Source organism: Olivibacter ginsenosidimutans (assembly GCF_039542865.1).
GTDB lineage: Bacteria > Bacteroidota > Bacteroidia > Sphingobacteriales > Sphingobacteriaceae > Olivibacter > Olivibacter ginsenosidimutans.
This window is the reverse complement of record NZ_BAABIQ010000039.1, coordinates 39110-59631: the sequence shown is the minus strand read 5'-3', so window position 1 is coordinate 59631 and position 20522 is coordinate 39110. Positions and strand designations below refer to the sequence as shown.

Genomic DNA, 20522 nt, shown 5'->3' with positions numbered 1-20522 from the left:
ATGGTTATTGAGGCCCTTTTTGTTTAAAGGTCTTTGCAAAATAACCAGGAAACCGCTAACAGAAAAAATTATATATTAAGAAATAATACGTTAAAAAACACCTGATGTTGATTACCGAAAATATCGCATCCAAAATTTACCTTATGCAGTGGGATGCACTAGTGTTACGGTAAATTTTGAAGTGACGAGCTTTTGTGTCACTTTTTTCATATCGAGTTTGTTTTTAAAGGCATTCAAACTACTCCATGGTTTGCGGAAAAAGTGATAGAAATTTATTATAACAAAGGTGATATCAAGCGTGCGGTTTGCTCTAGCAATTGTTTATACTAAGGCCGCGTTCCCCAAGATATTGCATCTATTTTTTCAGCATCTTTTAAGTCTTGAAAAAAGGCATCGCGCAACTGCATCGCAATCTCTGTATCATACACAATCGCATTAACCTCAAAATTCAGGTCGAAACTTCTGTTATCCATATTAGCAGACCCCACCATGGCCATACTTCTGTCTGTAACCATCGTTTTGCTATGGACAAAGCCTTTTTTATACTGATAAATTTCTATCCCGACCTTTAACAGATCTTGATAGTAGGAATGCGCCGCTAAATTTACCAACCAGGAATCTGAAATTCCAGGTAGTAAAAGTTTAACAGAAACACCACTTAGCGCAGCAATTGTTAATCCGTCAACCAAACTTTGATCAGGAATAAAATAAGGAGTCGTTATTAAGATCTCTTTTGTCGCTAGATTGATCGCCTGCAATAAGGAGTACATAATAAGTGGTGTATCCGAATCCGGTCCGCTAGCTGCAATTTGTACCACTTTATTTCCTGTAATGGGAAGATCTTTAATTTTAGGAAAATACGTAGCATTTGGACGTAAGTTTTCATCCGAACAAAAATTCCAATCACATAAAAAGATATGTTGCAAATATTGAACGCCAGGGCCGTCAATACGTAGGTGAGTATCTCGCCAGAACAGCTTATTGGGATTCGTCTCGTTATTGATGTATCGATCGCTAACATTTATACCACCCACAAAAGCTGTTTTTCCGTCTACCACAATGATTTTTCGGTGATTACGGTAATTCAGTCTGTTTGCAAAGGCAATGAACAAAACCCTAGAAAACGGAAAGACCTGAACGCCACCTTCCTTTAGACGCTTAACTAGCCTACGTCGGATAGAGCTACTACCAAAATCATCGTAAATAAACCGTACGGTTATACCCTCCTGTACTTTTTTTAGAAGTAACTGTTCAATCGTCTGGCCGATTTCATCATCTTCATAAATATAATATTCGATGTGAATATGGTTTTTTGCATCACGCAAGGCTTGTATGACCTCAGGAAATTTATTTTCTCCATTTATCAGTAATTTAACAGCATTGTTAGCTGTTAACGGACTCATACTATCACGCAATAGCATCAGCATAAGTTCTTTATTCTGACTAATATCTTCTCGGCTTTCGTCAAAAGTAGTTTTTGAATATTTAACTATTTCGTCGGCCAACCTCTTCGTCAGGTTTTCATCTTCAACCAGCTTCTTGCTATACATCTTCCGCTTTCGGTAATTGATACCAAATGAAAAATAAAAGATAATACCAACAATCGGTAAGAAAATAACCAGTAAGAGGTAGGCTAAGGTTTTGGTATTATTACGGGTGTCGTAAACGATCCGTAAGCATACCAAAATAGCAACAATAACATAAACGACTTCGTAAATCAGAAACCAATCTAATTTCATTACCGCCAAGCTTTAACTAATTTTGTTGTTGTAGATTTAAATACCTGGCTCAAAATCCAGCGATACCGAATTCATGCAGTAACGCTTATATGTTGGCGCAGGCCCATCATCGAAAATATGGCCCAAGTGGGAATTACATCGTGCACATTCTACCTCTATCCGATGCATACCAAACGAATTATCCGTTTTATAGATAACACCATTGGATCTTACCGGTTCAAAGAAACTAGGCCATCCACAACTACTCGCAAATTTGGCATCCGACCGAAAAAGTTTATTCCCACAAACAGCACAATAATACGTACCCTTCGTGTCGCTATCCCAATATTTACCGGTAAAGGCTCGCTCTGTACCTTGTTCCCTAGCTACACGATAAAGATCTGGAGGCAGAATTTTTTTCCATGTTGCATTACTTACATGCAAATGTGTCGTATCTGTGTGCGAATAATAAGGATTATGTTGATGCCCTTTGTTTTCTTTCGTTTCCATGGTCTGTGTATATCCCGTTATCTGTGTAAAGATACATATACCTAATAAAATAACATGTTTCATTGCTTTGCTGTATTAGAAAAAAGCGATTAGTGTTTCAGCTTTTCTTTAAACACCTTATTGAATTTATCCAGTTTAGGTTTGATCACAAACTGGCAATAAGGCTGCGCGCCATTATTGGCGTAATAGTCTTGGTGGTAATCTTCGGCTTTATAGAAAACTGTAAATGGCCTCACTTGGGTAACAATAGGTTTAGTATAAGCCTTTTCCTGATCCAAACGTTTGATGTAATATTCAGCCAACTTTCGCTGTTCATCATTATGATAGAATATGGCGGAACGGTATTGTGTACCGACATCATTGCCTTGACGATTTAACTGTGTTGGATCATGTGCTACAAAGAACGCTTCTAATAATTCATCATACGAAATCTCTGAAGGATTAAAGATAATATTACAAGCTTCTGCATGCCCCGTTAGTCCTGTACATACCGCCTCATAACTGGGATGAGGCACCTTCCCTCCCGTAAATCCGGAAAAAACTGCCTGCACACCTTTCAATTCCTTGAACTGTGCCTCTACACACCAAAAACATCCTGCAGCAAAAGTAGCTGTATCGATCGATTTCTTACTACTATTCTCTATTTTCTCTTTTTCCATAGCTTCTTCCGATATTTCGCTCTTCTTATGTGCTGCTTGCGGTTGCCCGCAGGCAAAAAACGGAAGCGTAACACATATAAACAGTAGATGGACTATTCGATCGATCCAACTGTGTTGATGAAGTGTCTTCATACGATTTCTCCTTTAAGGTATTCACTAATGACCGATAGTCCTAAGAGCCATTTTACCAAAGTTAACCATAATAATCCTTGGCTAAGGCAATTCGATATTCAACTTTTTGTCAAATATTAACAGGCAGATTCAACATTCAAAACGAACAAGAAAAAAATAACTCCGTAAGGAAAACGTATAACTTATAATCCCACAAAGGCAATAATATTATAATACCACGTTATAGTTATAGGTATATTATTAAAAAACGTAAAAAATGAAGACATTTAAAAGAATTAGCGAAACGTACAATGTGGTTTTGGGTATAAGTGCATTCTTAATAGTTGTATGCTCTAATTCGACCGCTTTTGGACAAACGACGCCGCAAACACCACCCGCAACACAAACGGCACCAACACAGGCAGCACCAGTTAAGGAAGATTTTGAAGAAAAAGAGCTTGATCGTTTCCTTAACGCCAATCAAAAGATAAATGCCATACAAACAGAAGCTCAGGGTGAAATGGTTAAAATTATCGAGAAAGAGGGAATGACCGTTGAAAAGTTCAACACGATGGCTCAGGCCCAACAGACCCAAGATAGTACTGCATCAAAGCAAGACCCAAAAGATATCGAAGCCTTTCAAAAAGTTGCACAGCAAATTAACGGTATGCAACAAGGGTTAGAAGGAAAAATGACAAAAGCGGTAGAAGAAGAAGGGTTAAACGTAGAAACATATGTGCAAATCGCACAAGCTTATCAGCAAAGTCCGAAGGTTAAGAATACCCTGGATGAGAAAATGAAGAAAAAGCAGGCCGAAACGACACCTCCTTCCAATTAATTTTTGCTAAACTGAAGCACCTTATTTATTGAAGGTATGTCTAAAAAAGTCTACAGCGTCGTCATCTCGACCGAAGTAGAGAGATCTATTCAAGGATGAGATCCCTCGACTAGGCTCGGGATGACGATTCGATTTCAATACGCTACGGTTAAAATGAATAATTACTTTTTGGACAGTCCCATTATTTTAACAATAAGTACCTGTTGCTATCATCCGCTCGATTTCTGCAATAAGCAAAGCACTATCCTGAATCTGTAGAATATGTCCGCTATTTTTCGCTTGCACTAAACGACTGTTTGCCGAAAGCGTTAACAAGTCATGTTGCAATTCATTCAACAATTCCCGAAATTCATCCCGTATAGCAGCATTTTTAATGTAAGTATAACGTACTTCTGCAGTACCTACGATTACGGTCAGGGGTATCGTTCCAAAAGAAGTATACTGCTCGGCATGATCAAAATTCAACCTTTCATTGGCCAATTCTTCCAAGACCTTATCACAGGTTCTATAAAAAAAGTCCCTTTCCAATCTATGTAAGTGGTGATGCATGGGAATTTCAGCAGACAAGGGAATAAACGAGTAAACCAATCTGTAAATACCGGTGAATACGGCACTTTTGATCAGCCAACGTGGCGGCAACTTCAGTGCTTCCAGAAGCTCTTTGGACGCTTTTTTTACCAATTGTGGATGTGCCGCTTCGGCAAAAATAATACCCTGAATATGGTCTCGATTTTGTTCTATAAAGGGTCTTAGATAGTTAGCTGCCATCGAATGACCAACCAGTATATAAGGTTTAGGGCAATATGTCTTTTCCAGCAATGTCTGCAGCTCTTCACTAGCCTGATCATTAGTAATGGGTAGACCATTATTTTCGCTCAACATGATCCCGTTGCGATCATAGGCAATCGTTACCGCATGGTTAGCCACTTTTTCCTGAATGTCCTGCCAAATGCCATGGCTGCTTCCCATACCCGATTGAAAGACAACCGTACAGTTACCTTGCCCCTTTTTTACGTAATGTAACCGCTTACCCTTAATCGTTATAAAAGTTCGACCTATAAAAGCCGTTCGCTCCAGTTTCCATCGGGCATACTGCTCGAACAGTATCCCCATGAGCAATAATACAGCGAGAATAAGAAAACACCATTTTAATAAAAGAAGAACAAAAGTGGTCATAACCGTTTTTTTTCGCTGCAAGTATGTTGGTTTCTCAACCTAATTGGTGAATATCCATGCGTTTTCTTAAAGGCGATACTGAAATTCGACATATTCTGATATCCTAAAAGCATGCTGATTTCCTGTATGGACAATTGGGTATCTAACAAATACTTTTTGGCTTGATGCATCCGGATATCTTGCAAATAACCAAAGACAGTATTGTTAAACACCGTCTTGAATCCTATTTTGAGTTTGGTTTGGTTGATGCCCACCATGCGCGATAACTCCATAATGGTAAAAGGTTTCTCTAGGTTGTTCTGGATAATAGACGCAGCCCAATGAATCTTTTCCTGATCGGCTTTACTGAGCGCCGATTGATTTTTCGGGTATGCAGCATTTTCATAGAGCAATGCGATAAGTTCATACGCTTTCGATTCTAAATATATGCGTCTGGTCAGCCCCTCATATATGCAATTCTTCATTTCCTGTATCACCTGATAAATAGGTGGATTAATACCAATGACATGCTGGGTGAGTGCACTACTGACATCATGATGGATGTTGGTCAGGAATTGATCGATGAGCTCCGATTCACCTGCATAACGATCTAACAGGGATACGGGAAGATGGATATCAAAGGTATGATACGTAATATCTTTTTGAAACAGGATATTGGCCTCATTCTCCTCTTCAGCGAGAAAAACAATATTACCCGAACGAGCCGGAGTGACATGCTCCAATTTGAATTTATCTTGATAATAAATTGCCTTATCGGATAAATTGAATTGAATTTCCAGCAAAGCAGTATTACCTTTTCCAAAAATCGTTACGTCATCCCGCATAGCATAATTCACATCTAGAAGGGAAAGGTCTTCCTTTAAGATGTGTTCCGTATAATGGATGTTGCCCTTTGGGGTTGCTAATTTAACCCGATGAATGGCTTCATCGCTGGCAGACGATTCCATTTCGCCATCTGACGAGATAAAATCACTAAAATCTGCATCTAAAATCCGGTACGCCATAATACTTCCATTTTCATAAATAATACTTCCATACGCATAAATGCGCAGCATTAAAAAGGAATACCTTTGCGACACAAAAAATATTTATAATTAGTATAAATAAGAGTTTTGCGCTAAATAATTTTAGTGATTGGCGGAAAAGTTCAACTTTTCAAGCCCCGTCGAGACATCTTTATAGGCACGACCTCTGGATCAACATGACATATAGCAAGTTTTTAAGAGGCGTGATGAAACATTAAGGAATATGCGATTTAGGAAAGTTTTTTGTTTGCTAACGTTATGGTGCCTCTATTTGTTTTCCTGGGCACAATCAAATCAGCTTTCCGTTACCGGAATCGTATATAATGAAGTAAAAGAACCACTTGTGTCTGCTTCTATTCATTTTCCAGCACTGAATAAAACAACCGTAACCGATGCGAATGGACATTTCGAGTTGGCTTTACCTCCGGGTACTTTTTCGATCAAAATTTCCGAACTGGGTTACGTTCCATTAGAAACGAGCATCCTAGTTAGTCAGCAGAACAAGCAATTCACATTTACATTGAAAACAGATACCGCTATGCTCGAAGGAGCTACGGTATTCGGGTACTCGCAAACACATGAAATCAATCGTCAGGCTTACCATGTCTCGGCTGTTGATGCGCAAAAGCTACATAACTCTACCTTAGATATTGCACATGTTCTAGATCGCGTACCGGGAGCCCGCTTGCGGGAAACGGGTGGTGTTGGATCGGATGTTGATTTTTCTATTAGTGGTTTTTCTGGCAAAAGGGTGAAGTTTTTTTTGGATGGTGTGCCGATGGATTATTTTGGTCCATCCTTTCAGATCAACGCTATTCCAATCAATTTTGCTGAACGTGTCGAGGTTTATAAAGGGGTTATTCCGGTATGGTTAGGAAGTGATGCCTTAGGCGGTGCCGTCAATATTGTTACTGGCAATAAGCTGAAAAATTTTCTGGATGTTTCTTACGCTTATGGTTCATTTAATACCCATCGTTCTTACATCAATGGAGCCTTTACCTCCAAGAACGGTTTTACCTTTCGTCTAAATGCGTTCCAAAACTATTCGGACAACGACTATAACGTAACGGTAGATGCTGCTGACATTCATACCGGCGCGTATTATCCAAATACAACAGTTAGGCGTTTTCACGATAAATACCACAACGAAACAGGAATTGTGCAGGTTGGCTTTGTTGACAAAAAGTGGGCAGATCAGTTACTTGCAGGTATCACTTTGGGCCAATATTACAAAGAGATACAAACTGGAGCAAGGATTATCGCCGTCTTTGGTGCTTGGCATACTAGAGGAAATATTGTCATGCCTACGCTAAAGTACCAGAAAAAAGATCTATTTACTAAGGGGCTTGATGTCGCCTTTAACGCTAATTATAATTTTGGAGAAGAGCAAAACATCGATACGGTACATGCACGCTATGGCTGGTTGGGCGATTCGGTAACGCTAAGAGGAAAAGGTGGTGAAAACTGGTATAGTTGGTATAAGTACCGGAACAATGTAGCCAGCACCTCCGCTACGGCAACCTACAAAATAGGCAATAAACATTTTTTCGCATTAAACCATGTTTACACACACTTTGACCGGAAAGGCACCAATGCGGTAGACCCTGATGATGTATTGAATCGTATTCCCCAACAGACCAACAAACATGTTGTAGGACTTAGCTACCAATATGCAGTATCAGAAAAATGGAGCGCAACTATATTTGGAAAATACCTGCGTCAAAATGGGCATACGACACTGGTTGAGACCGATTTTTCCAGACCATTAGATACGGTGTACAATGATGCCTACGTTGACTTGAATAAATTTGGATATGGCTTCGCTACTACTTATTTTATTGACCCAGATCTTCAGCTAAAATTTTCTTATGAAAAAACCAACCGATTGCCGGAAGCAGAAGACTGGTTTGGCGATGTCATGAACAAAGATGGGAATTGGAATTTAAAGCCTGAATCAAGCAATAATTTCAATTTAGGAGCAAGCTATACCATCCCTTTTGGCGATCATCGCCTCTATACCAGTGCAACAGGAATTTATTACTATGCTCAGGACTTTATTTATTATAGTCCGCTTAGCAGCAATCCGAATAAATTATATCCAGATAACTTATTCGATGTCTCCAGCATGGGCGTCGAATCCGAAGTCAGGTATTCTTATAAGCGATTATTAACGGCAGGTATCAGTCTGACCTATCAGAACATAAGAGATCAACAGAAATATCGGATTGATCTACCAAACGTATTAAGCAGCACCTATAAAAATCGTATTCCGAATATACCCTATAGTTACGGCAATGCAGATGTTACACTTTACCTGAATAATGTGTTGCAGGATGCTGATAAATTAAGCGTGGGCTACAACCTACTTTATGTACATGATTTTTATTTGTATTGGGAAAGTGAGGGGAAAAAAGACACCAAACGGACTATACCTACACAAATAGCCCACGATGCGAACATGGTTTATACATTCAAAAACGGGCGCTACAATATCGCCTTGGAGTGTAAAAATCTAACCGATAGCAAACTCTATGACAACTTCAGCCTCCAAAAACCAGGCAGGTCGTTCACCATGAAACTTCGATATTTTTTAAGCAACTAAATTTTTAACAAAAATTAAATCGGATAATATGAAAAAAGCAAACTTTCTAGTTTATGTAGCAGCTGCACTATTGCTATTTAGTGCCTGTAGCAAAAAAAATGATACGCCCGATAATCCTGGAGGAGAGGAGCCATCTGGAAAGGGTATGTTTGTGTTAACTACAAAAGCAGATCCGCTTTTCGGATCAGAAGTCATCCATGCCACCAGTTCTTTAGACACCGGTGTGTTAATCACTGAGGGAACCGGCATAGAGCAAGAGGGCGCAACGCATAATTACTTAGTTAATGGTAATCTATTTATCAGCCTACTTTTTGGGCAAAGCAACCCCGGAGCTGCAACCGCTTACAAAATCAATGCGTCACAAGAATTGGAAAAAATTAACGAGTTCCAGACAGAAACCATGACCATGTTTGGCAATGCAGGAGATGATGTCTTATTGTTTAAGAATGCTTGGCAGCCTGAAGAACAATACACGCAGTGGTATCGGTATGATACCAAAAGCAAGCAGATAGCGGCCAATGGTGAAATCGATGCAGAGGCGCTTGCCGGTAACGGAGGGAAAGCCTTTTTTACGGATGTACAGAAAGTAGGTGACAAAATCTTTGCACCTTTCTGGAGTGTAGAAAGTGGAAAGACCTTTGCTACTGAATATCCCGACAGTAACTGGATTGCTGTTTATAACTATCCCGATATGAAACTGGAGAAAGTCATTCGCGATGGCCGTACAGGATCTATCGGCGCGTATGTCACACGCGGTATTGATGTAGACGAGCAGGGAGATACCTATGTCTTTGGCACTAAGCTTGGCTGGGATAAATCACAACAATATAGCACTAAAACCCCAGTTGCAATTATGAAAATTAAAAATGGTACCACCGATTACGATCAATCGTACTTTTTTGATATTACAGCAGCTTCTGAAGGACAGTATGTCTGGAGAAAGAACTATCTGGGGAAAGGATATTTTCTGCTGACGATGTGTCCTAAAGCTTATGTCTATGCTACCATGTTTTATGCAGGAATTTATGGAGGAACTAAATTTGCTGTAGTAAACGTTTATGATGCAACATTTAAATGGGTTACTGGGCTTCCTGATGCCAAAGCTATACAGTATACAACTGGTGATTATAGCTATTCTGCCTTAGACGGAACGGGATATGTGGGCATCTATTATACAGAAGGAGAGCAAGCTAAATCGACTGTCTTTAAAATTGATGCCGCAAATGCTACTGCAAAAGCAGGTTTAACAACCGATGGCAAAGCCGCTATTACAACCATTAGTTGGGTGCCTATTACAGAATAGCTTCTACAATGCTACACCCTCATATATACATCCTGTTTATGACGATATGTGAGGGTGCCTAGTGCCCCCCACTTACACCTTCAAACGTAGCCGGCAGCGACATTGCCATCCTTATAAAGGGTGAGCGTATCGCTCTTGATGAGGTAACTTTTGGTATTTCTAAGTGCATCAAAAAAACGCTGTTCCAATTCCATATTTGGACAGGCCATCTCCGTTGCCGCCACATAAGGAAATGAAATGCCATTATTCTCCTCCAATTGGAACTTCCCTCCATAACCATTGCAACCGCCACTTCCTGAAAAAGCTAACGAATCTTCTTTAAAAGTAAGATTGGGGAATTTGGCAAAAGTACTATCAACTTTTATCGGTTCGCCATCTATCGATAACAACCTCCATTCTTTGTCGTAAAGCGAAGACGGGTTTTCTGTCTTTTCGTCATCTGTAGCTTGTTGATCCTGATGTTTAACGTTGCCGCATGCGGAGAAAACAAGGGCTATGGTGAAAATAGATATTATTCTTTTCATTTCGTAATGGGATTAGACATGACATTATCCATCCTTGATTGCGCAATTTGAATGCCAATTCCTGAACTACCTAAATTCCCCAAACACGCTTCTTTTGTATCATCACGAAGGATCAATGGCCGGTTCTTTTAAAAAGTTTAAGGTTCCAATACCGCTTGTATAATATACCGCTATAAGGTACTTAATTGGCTCATTATGGCTGTTTAATAGCTACCTAGAGATGAGTGGGGTGCAAAGGAACAGGATCTTTGCACCCTATAATAAGGTTATCGACTCGCTTCATCCAACAGCTGAAGGTCTTCTGCATCCAGCTTTAGTTCAGGAGCATCAAACAAGGTTTGCAACTGACGTTCACTAGTTGCACTCACAATGGGCGCCCCGATATGCGGTTGGGCTAACAGCCAAGCCAAAGACACCGTTGCCGGAGAAGTATGATGCTTTTCAGCCACTTTATCCAATGCGCCAATCACCGCCAAACCTTTATCATTCAGGTATTTTTTAACACTGCCACCACGTACACTTTTGTTCAAATCGTCTTCGGAGCGATATTTTCCGGTCAAGAACCCGGCAGCTAACGACCAATAAGGAAAAACGGTCAGGTTGTATTTCTCTGCCAACGGGGCATAGTTGGTTTCGTATCCTACACGTTCCACCAAATTGTAATGCGGTTGCAACGCTTGATATTTTGGCAAACCATTTTTTTCTGAAACTTCAAAGGATTCTATCAATCTTTCGGGTGAAACGTTAGAAGCAGCAATATAACGCACTTTCCCAGCTTTGATAACCTCATCATAAGCCGACAGCGTTTCTTCAATGGGGGTTATCTTATCGTCAAAATGAGTGTAGTACAAATCGATATAATCCGTTTGCAAACGTTGTAAGCTTTCGTCTACCGATTTCAAAATATGTTTTTTACTGATGTCAAAACCGTGTTCTTTGGTTTCGGAACCTACTTTGGTTGCAACGACGATGTCTTTTCGCTTACCTCGTGCCTTAAGCCAATTACCGATAATGGTCTCCGACTGTCCGCCCTTGCCATTTACCCACCAAGAGTAGGTGTCTGCGGTATCGATAAAATTAAATCCTTTTCCAGTGAATGCGTCTAAAATCTCGAATGATTTCCCTTCATCCAATGTCCACCCAAATACGTTTCCTCCCAAGTTGATAGGAGCCACTTTCAAATCGCTATTTCCAATAGTTACTGCTTTCATATCTATTTTGTTTTTTACTGTTTCTTTTTGAAGGAATGTAGTCGACACTGATTTTCATGATTATTGACGACCTTTATCTATCTAAATTCATCAAATCTGTATTTATTAACGTGCTATAATGTTATTCTTTTCCAATGGACTTTGTTTCCATTTTCATTTTCAAGGTTTTATCTTATGCTCGCTACGACCAGCCTTGGCGATATATCCGATACTGCCCGTGTATCCATTGTTTAATTTCTAACTGTTTTTATCGGCAAACAATATCCTGTTGTAATCGGAATAACGGTAAAGCCCTACCAGATAAATTCCGTAGAACATCTGAATGGATACTGCCGACCAATTTTCCTGGAATGAGGTTCCGAAAATGAGTATACACATCAGCAAAACACCTATATAGGTAACTGCTTTCATCTTGAAACCGATAATCAGTACAATTCCTAGTAACAGCTCCACAAAGGGTAAAACCAAGGAAAACGGTTTTACGATTTCGAGCGGAAAAGAGGTTTCAGCAAAACCTTTCATCATACCCTCGGAAAACTGTTGCAACTTGGGAATGCGAATGAGTCCATGCCCCAAAAAGCTGATTCCGATAGGCAATCGGGCCAATGTATAGGCTACTATTTCTTTCTTCATATCCAACTTTTTAACAAAGTAACGAAGAGAATCGGATAATCTTATTGTAAAAAAAGACGAACTTATTGTAAATTTGAGTGATGAGGCAATAAAGATTGTCTTTTTTTACTATTGTTCAGTCGGTATTAGGTGATTCCATTAAAGCATTTCCACTATCTGGATATTGTTCCCACAAGTGTCATCAAAAACAGCGATTTTTACTGTCCCCATTTCTGTCGGTTTTACGCTAAACTCAACGCCGAGATTTATCAATCTTTCGTATTCTAGTTGAACATTGTCTGTATGGAATTGTGTCCAAGGAATGCCTGCATCAAAAAGTGCCTTTCGATAAATTTTAGCTGGTTCAAAATGGTTTGGTGCTGGTTCTAATAAAATTTCGACTCCCTCTTGCTCTTCCCTACTTACTACGATTAGCCATCGGTTACTTTCGCTCAGTGGCACATCTACTTTTTTCACAAAATCCAATTTTTCAGTATAAAACTGCAATGCCTTTTCTTGGTCTTGGACTGGAATACTAATTACCCTGATTTTCATTTTTCTTTGTTTTTAAATTATGTTACAAAATTCAAAAAAGGAAATTAATCAGGCTTTGTGAAAGTTGCTCTTTTTTTGGAATTCGGTAGGCGTCAGTCCGACACGAGATTTAAACAAAGTGCTAAATGAACTTGGGCTTTCAAATCCGATTTCAAAACAAGTATCGGTTACACTTGTTCCCCTTACTAGTAGTATCTTTGATTGTTCAATTCGTTTGTCAATAAGGTATTGTCTCAGTGTTTGCCCGTAATATTTTTTGAATAGTCTAAGTAAATGGAACTTTGAAGTAAAACGAACATTTGAGAGAAAGTCTAAACTCAAGTCTTTATCAAAGTGGTTGTCTATATAATGGCGTGTTCCGATGACCGTATTAATTTGTCCTTTGTTAGCGTAACAAATATCCTTTATTCGGGTTATTTCTATTAGGTAAGGTGTCATAATTTTTAACTTGTTCAGATTCCTACAAACACTGTTGAGTTTATTAAGCAGTGATAACGTTGTGCCCAATAGTAAATGCTAATGCAGCAGAATTTGGTACAGGAATACGCGTGTCATTTGCAATGCTATCTTTTGGCCAAAGTGCCAACTTCATGCCATTTTGCAGGTCAAAAAATGCAACAGCACCATATTTAAATTCTTTTCCGACAATTCCGTCTGTTACTAATCCCAGTCCGTCCCGATAAAACTCAACCGACTTTTCCAAGTTTGATACACCTAATGTTAACACTGAAATCCTTGGTTTCATGCATTTAATTGATTTACATTTATTAACGATAAAACTACAAAATATCTATCACTATACTTGAAAGATTGCTGTTTCTATGCATTTCAAGGAGCGCAGAGGACGGATCGAAAGTTCGGAAGAACACTTGAGCAGGTACCGTTCTGATATCGATAAAGTCAAGTATGGACAGGAAGTTACGATTGTGTATCCATTTATTCTTTTCGTGGCCGATAGGTTAGTTGTACTATTCCTGTGCTAAATGTTTCCGTTTTAATTTGTTCAAAAATCACTTCACTGGGTTTGTTCGCAAACAATGGAAGCCCTTCTCCAATTACAATTGGTACAATCCGTATCAAAAGTTCATCTATAAGTCCTTTGTTTAAAAATTCAGTGTTTATCTGTCCGCCACCAATTAACCAAATATTTTTTCCATTTTTTGATTTTAAGTGTCTCACAAGATTAAAAATGTCTGATGTGAAATGCACGAATGCTGTATCAGGGTTGTTCACCCGACTTAATATAAAATTTTCTTTGTCCTGAAATGGGAATGGAATGTTAAAACCTAAAATTTCTTTATAGGTATTATTTCCCATGATCGTGGTATCAATTGTCTTGTAAAATTCACTAAATCCATAGTCTAAGTTGTCGGGATTGGGAACTTTTTTCAACCATTCTACGTCTCCGTTCGGTTTAGCAATATAACCGTCCAAACTTACAGCTAATGATAATATAATTTTTCTCATATGATTCTATTAAGCTAACGCCGTTTCTAAATGTTTCTGTTTTCTGTTTGCGGGCAACGTCACACGAAATCACACACAAAGCCATTGCGATGATGCGTCTTGGTTGATTTGTTGCCATGTGAAGCAATATCATCCCTTCGGTACTCATTCCCATAACCGGCATTTTGAAGTTATTTTAAGATGGATTCATAAATTTCATTGAAAACGTGAATTCTTACTTTATCGCCATTCGGTTCAGTGGTGGAATCCGGATACAAATTAACGCTTAGTTAACACTATTGATTTTCTGTATATACGGCTCGATGATATTAGTCAGTTCATTTGCAGGGATATTTTTTGCGATTATTTTCCCTTCCGGATCAATTAAATAATTTGCAGGAATGCTGGATATATAATAACCGTACCTAACCGGATTATCCCAGCCCTTAAGATCAGAAACATTAAACCACGTAAGCTGGTCTTTTTTAATGGCGTTGATCCAACTTTGCCGCTCATTATCTAACGAAACACCGAGAATCGTAAATCCTCGATCTTTTAATTTGGGAAAGGCTGATACCAAGTCCACATTCGCTTTCCTGCAGGGGACACACCACCCCGCCCAAAAGTCTAACAGCACATACTTTCCTCTTAGATCTGATAATTTGATATCCACCCCTTCCGTATCCTTTTGAGAAAAATCAGGAGCTGTTGAACCTATGAAAAGACTATCTATACGATATTTCAGCTCTTTCGCCCAGGTATTCGTCTTCTGGCTATCGGGGATGATATTCGCCAGTTCTTTCACTTCTTCCTCAGGCATGAAATCCAGCTGTTCGTACAGGATTTTTGTATTGATGGGAGAACCTGGCCTTTTCCTGATCCAATCCGTAACGGCCTCTCTCGCGCTTCGTCTCCATTTGACAAATGCTTCTTCCATTGACTTTTCCTTTTGACTTAGCGTGTCGGCATCAACGTGTTCACCGTTCGAGTATTGCATATAATATATCCGTTTCATTCTATAGCTGCCTTCCAAATCGGTAAGTAACCTGTTTGTTTTTTTATACAGCACATAATCATCATTAGATATTCTATTTCTTGTAGAAAACGCTTTTGATAATGAGTCTGCTATCATAACGTGATTGGTACCAACATCTAGAAATACACCACCTACATTGCGTTTGTCTATTCTCAGGTAGAAGTACTCTGGCCCCGAAGCCGGTATATCAAATCTAAACTGGTTGCCCTTAATAACTGTACTGTCTTTAGTCAATGTACTTTTTAGCCTATCCGGAACGGCCTGTTGAATCATTATTTTTGTACCGTCCTTTGCAAACGGAACACTACCGATGAGCTGTATTTTCTCCTGAGCCCAGGTCAGTACCGGCATTAACACTAAAAATATAAAGCTAATTCTTAACACTTGATGATACATGCTTACTTGAAATAAGGTATTACGATTGGAACATAACCGCTAAAACAGTAGTTTACTTTAGAAAACCATCTTTAAGAATACAAGCAAAGGGAGAAGGAAACATTCTCAAGCTCCTTGTATTTATTTTAAGATGTTCTAAATTTAAGCTATTTTAAGCATAGCCACAAATATTAGTAATTAATGTTTCGGTTCATTTATTCTATTATGATGGCGATATAGTGAATTATCAAATTTTTCATTCGCCGTTTTTCGTTTTACATTATTGGACACATCCCTTTACTTTAGAAATAGCTTTTCCGCTGGCCTCCCTCTGTTTCTGGTATTATTTCATAAAGTCGAATCAGGTCAAACGCAACCTTTAACATTTGTATTATGTCTTGTCAAGAGGAAGATTATAGAAAGTTGGTATATTTCGTTCTGTTGAATAGCTGTTCTCATAAAGATATAGGATTACTTTACGGGAAAGCCGGTTTATCAATAAGCCTATTCGAAACTTCCCACTTTTTACGTGATGAACAAATTGAAAATTATGCATTTGATCTTATCCAGCAAGCTCTAGTTTAAGCTCCGTATGGGTGTCTTCCATCTTCCGCGCCAGCGCATCGAGATGGCTGTTCAGTGCTTTGGTCTCTTCTTTGGTACCGCCGGCACGGTTGGCTTTGGCTTTCCATCTGGAAGGAGTGCAGGATCTTCCCGTTGAAATTCTTTCGGGATACCATTTGCGGTAATGCGCATGTAGATTGGAACTGGCCCATTCACATAGTTTTTTGGCTTTTTCAGGTAGAAAAGCAAGGAATAATTTGTACCCATGAGTAACTCATTTAAGTGAAACAAAGTAAGCCTTGCAGCTAGAATAAATCAAGATGTTCAGTTATTGAACAAGTTGAATATCAATAACTTAAATCACTTTCAGTGAGTAAGTGAAGGAGGGAAATTGACTCACTGAATTACTCACTATTTTTATACGAAAAATTGAATAATTCAGGAAATTTGTAAAAAACAAAAAGCCCGCAAACGTTTAATTTGCAGGCTTTTGTATGTTTTGATGTGAAGATCTGTAGCCCGTAGGGGAATCGAACCCCTGTTTCAAGAATGAAAATCTTGCGTCCTAACCCCTAGACGAACGGGCCGTTTTGGGATTGCAAAAATACAGTTTAGATCTATATTTCAAAAAAATATTTGTTTTTTTATGCCTGTACTATTGCTATCTTACGATCTCGTCCTTCAACTCTACAGCGTGTTTACCCTCAGAGTCACTAGTATTTTGCCGGAACACCATTTGCCACAGTCGTTTTTTGAATAAACGCACGAATATCTTCCGTAGCTTGTTTAAGGTCTGGCTTGCGCATATAAACCATATGCCCGGTGCGATATCCTTTTATAGTCATACGGTTTTGGAACTTACCTGCTGGATCCAGCTGCCATAGGTTATATTTAGCATTAAAATAATCACATGCGCCGTCAAAATAACCAGATTGTACCATAACTTGCAAGTAAGGATTTTGCGCCATTGCCTGTTGCAAATTATTACCCGTATGGTCATCTTTAGAATCCCATGGATATACAGATCCAAAAACATTGTATTTCACATCTGTTTTATAATTCAATTCGGATCTGATGTAGTGGTTAATCGCTGGTGTAAAAGAATGCAACCAAGAAGTTAATTCTGCATTGTAATCCGGGCTATCACCAGCATCCTTCTCATCAATACCTAAGTACCTTGAATCTAATCGGCCGATGGTTAATCCGCGATCACGTAAAAGCTCTTTCCAGAAAAACCAGGTGGAAATGTCAAAGCTGTTCTGCAATATTGTCTTCTCAGATAGACCGGAGTAATGCGCCATCTTAGCCGCCATCTGCTTTCTTTCTTCAACAGGCAGTGCACCTCCTTTGGTAACTGCCGGCAAAAGTTCATTCAGCGTAAATGCTTCCACTTCCGGAAGCAAACTATCCAAATCCTTCTGCTGCAAATCGCTGGCCAAAGCCTTGTGGTACCAGGCAGCCGCTGCAAAATAGGGTAATCGGAGAGCTATTTCTACTGGCCCCTCGCGCTTAAGCCCTAAATCGGTTGGCGAAACCAAGATTACACCGTTCAGGTACATCCATTGCGATTCTTGTAATGCTAATGCCAAGCCGGAAACACGTGTTGTTCCGTAACTTTCGCCTATTAAATATTTTGGTGATTGCCAACGATCCATTCGTGTAACGAAGGTATTTAACCAGGCTGCAAGGTATTTGATATCTGCATTTACACCAAAAAACACATTTTTATCTACCTTTTTATCGATGATTCTGGAATAGCCAGTATTGACCGGATTTACATACAGAATATCGGCTATGTCTACTAAAGAATATGGATTATCTTTCATTTCACCATAAGGTTGTACAGGATATCCTTCATCATCCAATGTCAGGATGCGCGGCCCAGTATAACCAATTTCCATCCATAGCGCAGCAGAACCCGGCCCACCATTAAATGAGATAATCAAAGGCCTACTCGCTTTATCTTTACTATCGGTTCGTTCATAATAGGTATAGTTGAGTGTAGCGATGACCTTACCATCTTCATTCCAAACAGGTTGCATGCCGATGCTAGCATTATAAGTAATGTTACTTCCATTAATGACTCCTGTATGTTTCGTTGTAATAACGGTATCAATTGGCGGATCCGGTTGTGCATATGCTTGTTCAACAAGCAGTAAACATAGCAAAAGAACAAGTTTTCTACCTAAGATGGGTTGTTTTAACATATACAGCTTATGATTAGATTAATAGCTCTCTTTATCATTAGGAAAATTTACCGTTTTAACATCAGTAATATATTGCTGAACGGCTTCGGTAATCAACGTATCTAAATTCAGGTATTGACGTACAAATTTTGGTTTAAAATTTTTGTTCATTCCCAAGAGATCTTGGAGTACCAACACTTGTCCATCGGTATGTGGGCCTGCGCCTATACCGATGGTCGGGATACGTAGATGATCCGTAACCTCTTTTGCCAATTTAGCAGGTATTTTTTCTAAAACAACTGAAAAGCAGCCTAATTCATGTAAAAGTTGAGCATCGCTATTTAATTTATGGGCTTCTTGGACACCTGTAGCACGTAAACCAAAACCACCAAAAGCATTAACGGATTGTGGGGTCAATCCCAAGTGTCCCATCACGGGTATACCAGCGTTAATAATCAGGCGAAGTGCCTCCTTAATCTCGATTCCTCCTTCCAATTTAAGTGCCTGTGCACCAGTTTCCTTCATAACCCTTACCGCAGCATTTAACGCATCATATGGATTTCCTTGATAAGTACCAAACGGTAAATCTACCACTAACAAAGCTCGTTTTATGGCCCTTGATACGGATTGAGCGTGATAAATCATTTGATCAAGGGTAATGGGTAGGGTGGTATCGTATCCAGCCATTACGTTTGCTGCCGAATCGCCAACTAAAAGAATATCTACGCCTGCAGCATCTAATATACTGGCCATCGTGTAATCATAAACAGTTAATACGCTTATCTTTTCTACGGTAGCTTTCATCTCTAAGATGCTATTTACCGTTACTTTTTTGACATCTTTGTGTACTGACATGTAGCAAAGGTAATAATCGATAAGTATAGTTGAGCACTTTTCTTTACCTTTGCTTTATGTTATCAAGTACCGAAGAGAATTACCTTAAAGTGTTACTGCATATTGCTGAAGAAAACAATAATCAGCAAGAAGCGGGAACCAATCAGATAGCTGCCCAGTTACATGTACGGCCGGCTACAGCGACGGATATGCTCAAGAAGTTAAAGGAAAAAGGATTGGTTGATTACCAGAAATATGGAAAAATTTCGTTAACCGAAACGGGCAGAATGCATGCGGTACACATTGTGCGAAAACATCGCCTTTGGGAAACTTTTCTATTTGATAAGCTGGGCTTCAGCTGGGATGAAGTTCATGAGGTTGCGGAACAACTGGAACATATTAAATCGGAAAAATTAATTGCGCGCTTAGATAAACATTTAGGATATCCACAATTTGATCCTCATGGTGATATTATTCCCACAGCAAATGGTGATTTAATAACGGAACAACGCAAGACATTGGCCGAGGCTACGATTGGACATAAAACCACGGTTAACGCGGTAAAAGATAATAGCCCTGAATTTTTACAATACGTTTCACAATTAGGTATAGCTATTGGCAATCAAATCACGATTAAAAATCGTTTCGATTTTGATGGTTCTATGGAGATAGAGGTCAACGATAAAACAGCGACCATTTCACAAAAGGTAGCCGAAAATATTTTCATAAAATAAGAAGATTTCTTCGACACCCATTACCAAATAATATCAAAACTATGTCAAACGACATTAATATAAAAAATAAAAAAGCCTATTACGAGTATCATATTCTAGACAAATACATTGCAGGTGTACAGCTTTTAGGTACTGAAATCAAATCTATCAGGCAATCAAAAGCAAACATAGGTGATGCTTTTTGTGCTTTTTTAAATGATGGATTATACCTTCGTAATATGCATATAGCGGAATATTCACATGGTTCCTTTTATAATCATGAGGCGAAACGAGACCGGAAGCTACTTTTGACCAAAAGAGAACTGGGGAAATTAAAGGTAAAAGGCGAAGAAAAGGGTTTTACCATTATTCCGTTAAAGATATTTATTAATGAACGAGGCTTCGCTAAAGTCGAAATTGCCTTAGCACAAGGAAAAAAAGACTTTGATAAGAGAGAAAGTATCAAAGAACGAGATACCAAGCGTGAATTATCACGGGTATTAAAATTCTAAATAAAATGCACA

At 39.0% G+C, this 20522-nt stretch carries 21 protein-coding genes and 1 tRNA gene; 5 read left to right on the top strand and 17 right to left on the bottom strand.

The features are described 5' to 3' along the window. Positions 1-326: 326 nt before the first annotated feature. Genes cls through msrA form a run of 3 tightly spaced genes read right to left on the bottom strand, consistent with a single transcriptional unit; the run spans position 327 to position 3019 of the window. Entirely contained in the window at positions 327-1739 is a 1413-nt protein-coding gene (cls, locus tag ABD930_RS14575; protein WP_345232471.1) for a cardiolipin synthase, read from the bottom strand. Between the two features lie 36 nt (positions 1740-1775). Next, a complete protein-coding gene (gene msrB / locus ABD930_RS14570; protein WP_345232470.1) occupies positions 1776-2291 on the bottom strand; it encodes a peptide-methionine (R)-S-oxide reductase MsrB in 516 nt (171 codons plus the stop codon). Positions 2292-2317: 26 nt separating this feature from the next. After that, entirely contained in the window at positions 2318-3019 is a 702-nt protein-coding gene (gene msrA, locus ABD930_RS14565) for a peptide-methionine (S)-S-oxide reductase MsrA (RefSeq protein WP_345232469.1), read from the bottom strand. 256 nt (positions 3020-3275) lie between these two features. On the opposite strand from msrA, the gene ABD930_RS14560 reads away from it, so the two are divergent. Continuing rightward, positions 3276-3836: a DUF4168 domain-containing protein gene (locus tag ABD930_RS14560; RefSeq protein WP_345232468.1), complete on the top strand. Its 561-nt coding sequence runs from the start codon at positions 3276-3278 to the stop codon at positions 3834-3836. A 186-nt stretch (positions 3837-4022) separates the two neighbouring features. Here the strand turns inward: ABD930_RS14560 and ABD930_RS14555 are convergent, their stop codons facing one another. Next, the gene (locus tag ABD930_RS14555) at positions 4023-5012 is read right to left on the bottom strand and encodes an alpha/beta fold hydrolase (RefSeq protein ID WP_345232467.1); all 990 of its coding nucleotides are present in this window, start codon (positions 5010-5012) and stop codon (positions 4023-4025) included. After that, entirely contained in the window at positions 5009-6091 is a 1083-nt protein-coding gene (locus tag ABD930_RS14550) for a helix-turn-helix transcriptional regulator (RefSeq protein ID WP_345232466.1), read from the bottom strand. Before ABD930_RS14550 ends, ABD930_RS14555 begins: the two co-directional genes overlap by 4 nt. A 169-nt stretch (positions 6092-6260) precedes the next feature. Between ABD930_RS14550 and ABD930_RS14545 the strand changes: the two genes are divergently transcribed. After that, complete coding sequence (locus ABD930_RS14545; protein ID WP_345232465.1) at positions 6261-8639, top strand: TonB-dependent receptor; 2379 nt, start codon at positions 6261-6263, stop codon at positions 8637-8639. Positions 8640-8667: 28 nt separating this feature from the next. After that, the gene (locus ABD930_RS14540; RefSeq protein ID WP_345232464.1) at positions 8668-9942 is read left to right on the top strand and encodes a DUF4374 domain-containing protein; all 1275 of its coding nucleotides are present in this window, start codon (positions 8668-8670) and stop codon (positions 9940-9942) included. A gap of 80 nt (positions 9943-10022) precedes the next feature. Here ABD930_RS14540 and ABD930_RS14535 read toward each other — a convergent pair whose 3' ends face one another. From ABD930_RS14535 to panB, 12 genes are all read right to left on the bottom strand, one after another. Continuing rightward, complete coding sequence (locus tag ABD930_RS14535) at positions 10023-10466, bottom strand: META domain-containing protein (RefSeq protein WP_345232463.1); 444 nt, start codon at positions 10464-10466, stop codon at positions 10023-10025. A 266-nt stretch (positions 10467-10732) separates the two neighbouring features. Beyond that, complete coding sequence (locus ABD930_RS14530) at positions 10733-11677, bottom strand: aldo/keto reductase (RefSeq protein ID WP_345232462.1); 945 nt, start codon at positions 11675-11677, stop codon at positions 10733-10735. Between the two features lie 237 nt (positions 11678-11914). After that, positions 11915-12310, bottom strand: coding sequence for a MauE/DoxX family redox-associated membrane protein (locus ABD930_RS14525; protein WP_345232461.1), 396 nt, complete (start codon positions 12308-12310; stop codon positions 11915-11917). 138 nt (positions 12311-12448) lie between these two features. Beyond that, positions 12449-12844: a VOC family protein gene (locus tag ABD930_RS14520; RefSeq protein WP_345232460.1), complete on the bottom strand. Its 396-nt coding sequence runs from the start codon at positions 12842-12844 to the stop codon at positions 12449-12451. A 48-nt stretch (positions 12845-12892) separates the two neighbouring features. Beyond that, the gene (locus ABD930_RS21885) at positions 12893-13282 is read right to left on the bottom strand and encodes a helix-turn-helix domain-containing protein (protein ID WP_425571134.1); all 390 of its coding nucleotides are present in this window, start codon (positions 13280-13282) and stop codon (positions 12893-12895) included. A 43-nt stretch (positions 13283-13325) separates the two neighbouring features. Next, positions 13326-13589: a VOC family protein gene (locus tag ABD930_RS14515; protein WP_345232459.1), complete on the bottom strand. Its 264-nt coding sequence runs from the start codon at positions 13587-13589 to the stop codon at positions 13326-13328. A 191-nt stretch (positions 13590-13780) separates the two neighbouring features. Further along, the gene (locus tag ABD930_RS14510) at positions 13781-14311 is read right to left on the bottom strand and encodes a dihydrofolate reductase family protein (RefSeq protein WP_345232458.1); all 531 of its coding nucleotides are present in this window, start codon (positions 14309-14311) and stop codon (positions 13781-13783) included. Between the two features lie 265 nt (positions 14312-14576). Then, positions 14577-15677, bottom strand: a complete 1101-nt coding sequence (locus ABD930_RS14505; RefSeq protein ID WP_345232457.1) for a redoxin domain-containing protein — start codon at positions 15675-15677, stop codon at positions 14577-14579. 586 nt (positions 15678-16263) lie between these two features. Beyond that, complete coding sequence (locus tag ABD930_RS14500; protein WP_345232566.1) at positions 16264-16425, bottom strand: Arm DNA-binding domain-containing protein; 162 nt, start codon at positions 16423-16425, stop codon at positions 16264-16266. Between the two features lie 355 nt (positions 16426-16780). Continuing rightward, positions 16781-16852 (bottom strand) — tRNA-Glu (locus tag ABD930_RS14495). 126 nt (positions 16853-16978) lie between these two features. After that, positions 16979-18472, bottom strand: a complete 1494-nt coding sequence (locus ABD930_RS14490; protein ID WP_345232456.1) for a S10 family peptidase — start codon at positions 18470-18472, stop codon at positions 16979-16981. Between the two features lie 18 nt (positions 18473-18490). After that, positions 18491-19306, bottom strand: coding sequence for a 3-methyl-2-oxobutanoate hydroxymethyltransferase (gene panB, locus ABD930_RS14485; protein ID WP_345232455.1), 816 nt, complete (start codon positions 19304-19306; stop codon positions 18491-18493). A 56-nt stretch (positions 19307-19362) separates the two neighbouring features. On the opposite strand from panB, the gene ABD930_RS14480 reads away from it, so the two are divergent. Then, positions 19363-20019 carry a metal-dependent transcriptional regulator gene (locus tag ABD930_RS14480; protein ID WP_345232454.1) on the top strand — a complete coding sequence of 219 codons (657 nt, stop codon included), beginning with the start codon at positions 19363-19365 and terminating at the stop codon, positions 20017-20019. Positions 20020-20060: 41 nt separating this feature from the next. After that, entirely contained in the window at positions 20061-20510 is a 450-nt protein-coding gene (gene smpB, locus ABD930_RS14475; protein WP_345232453.1) for an SsrA-binding protein, read from the top strand. The last annotated feature ends 12 nt before the right edge of the window (positions 20511-20522 follow it).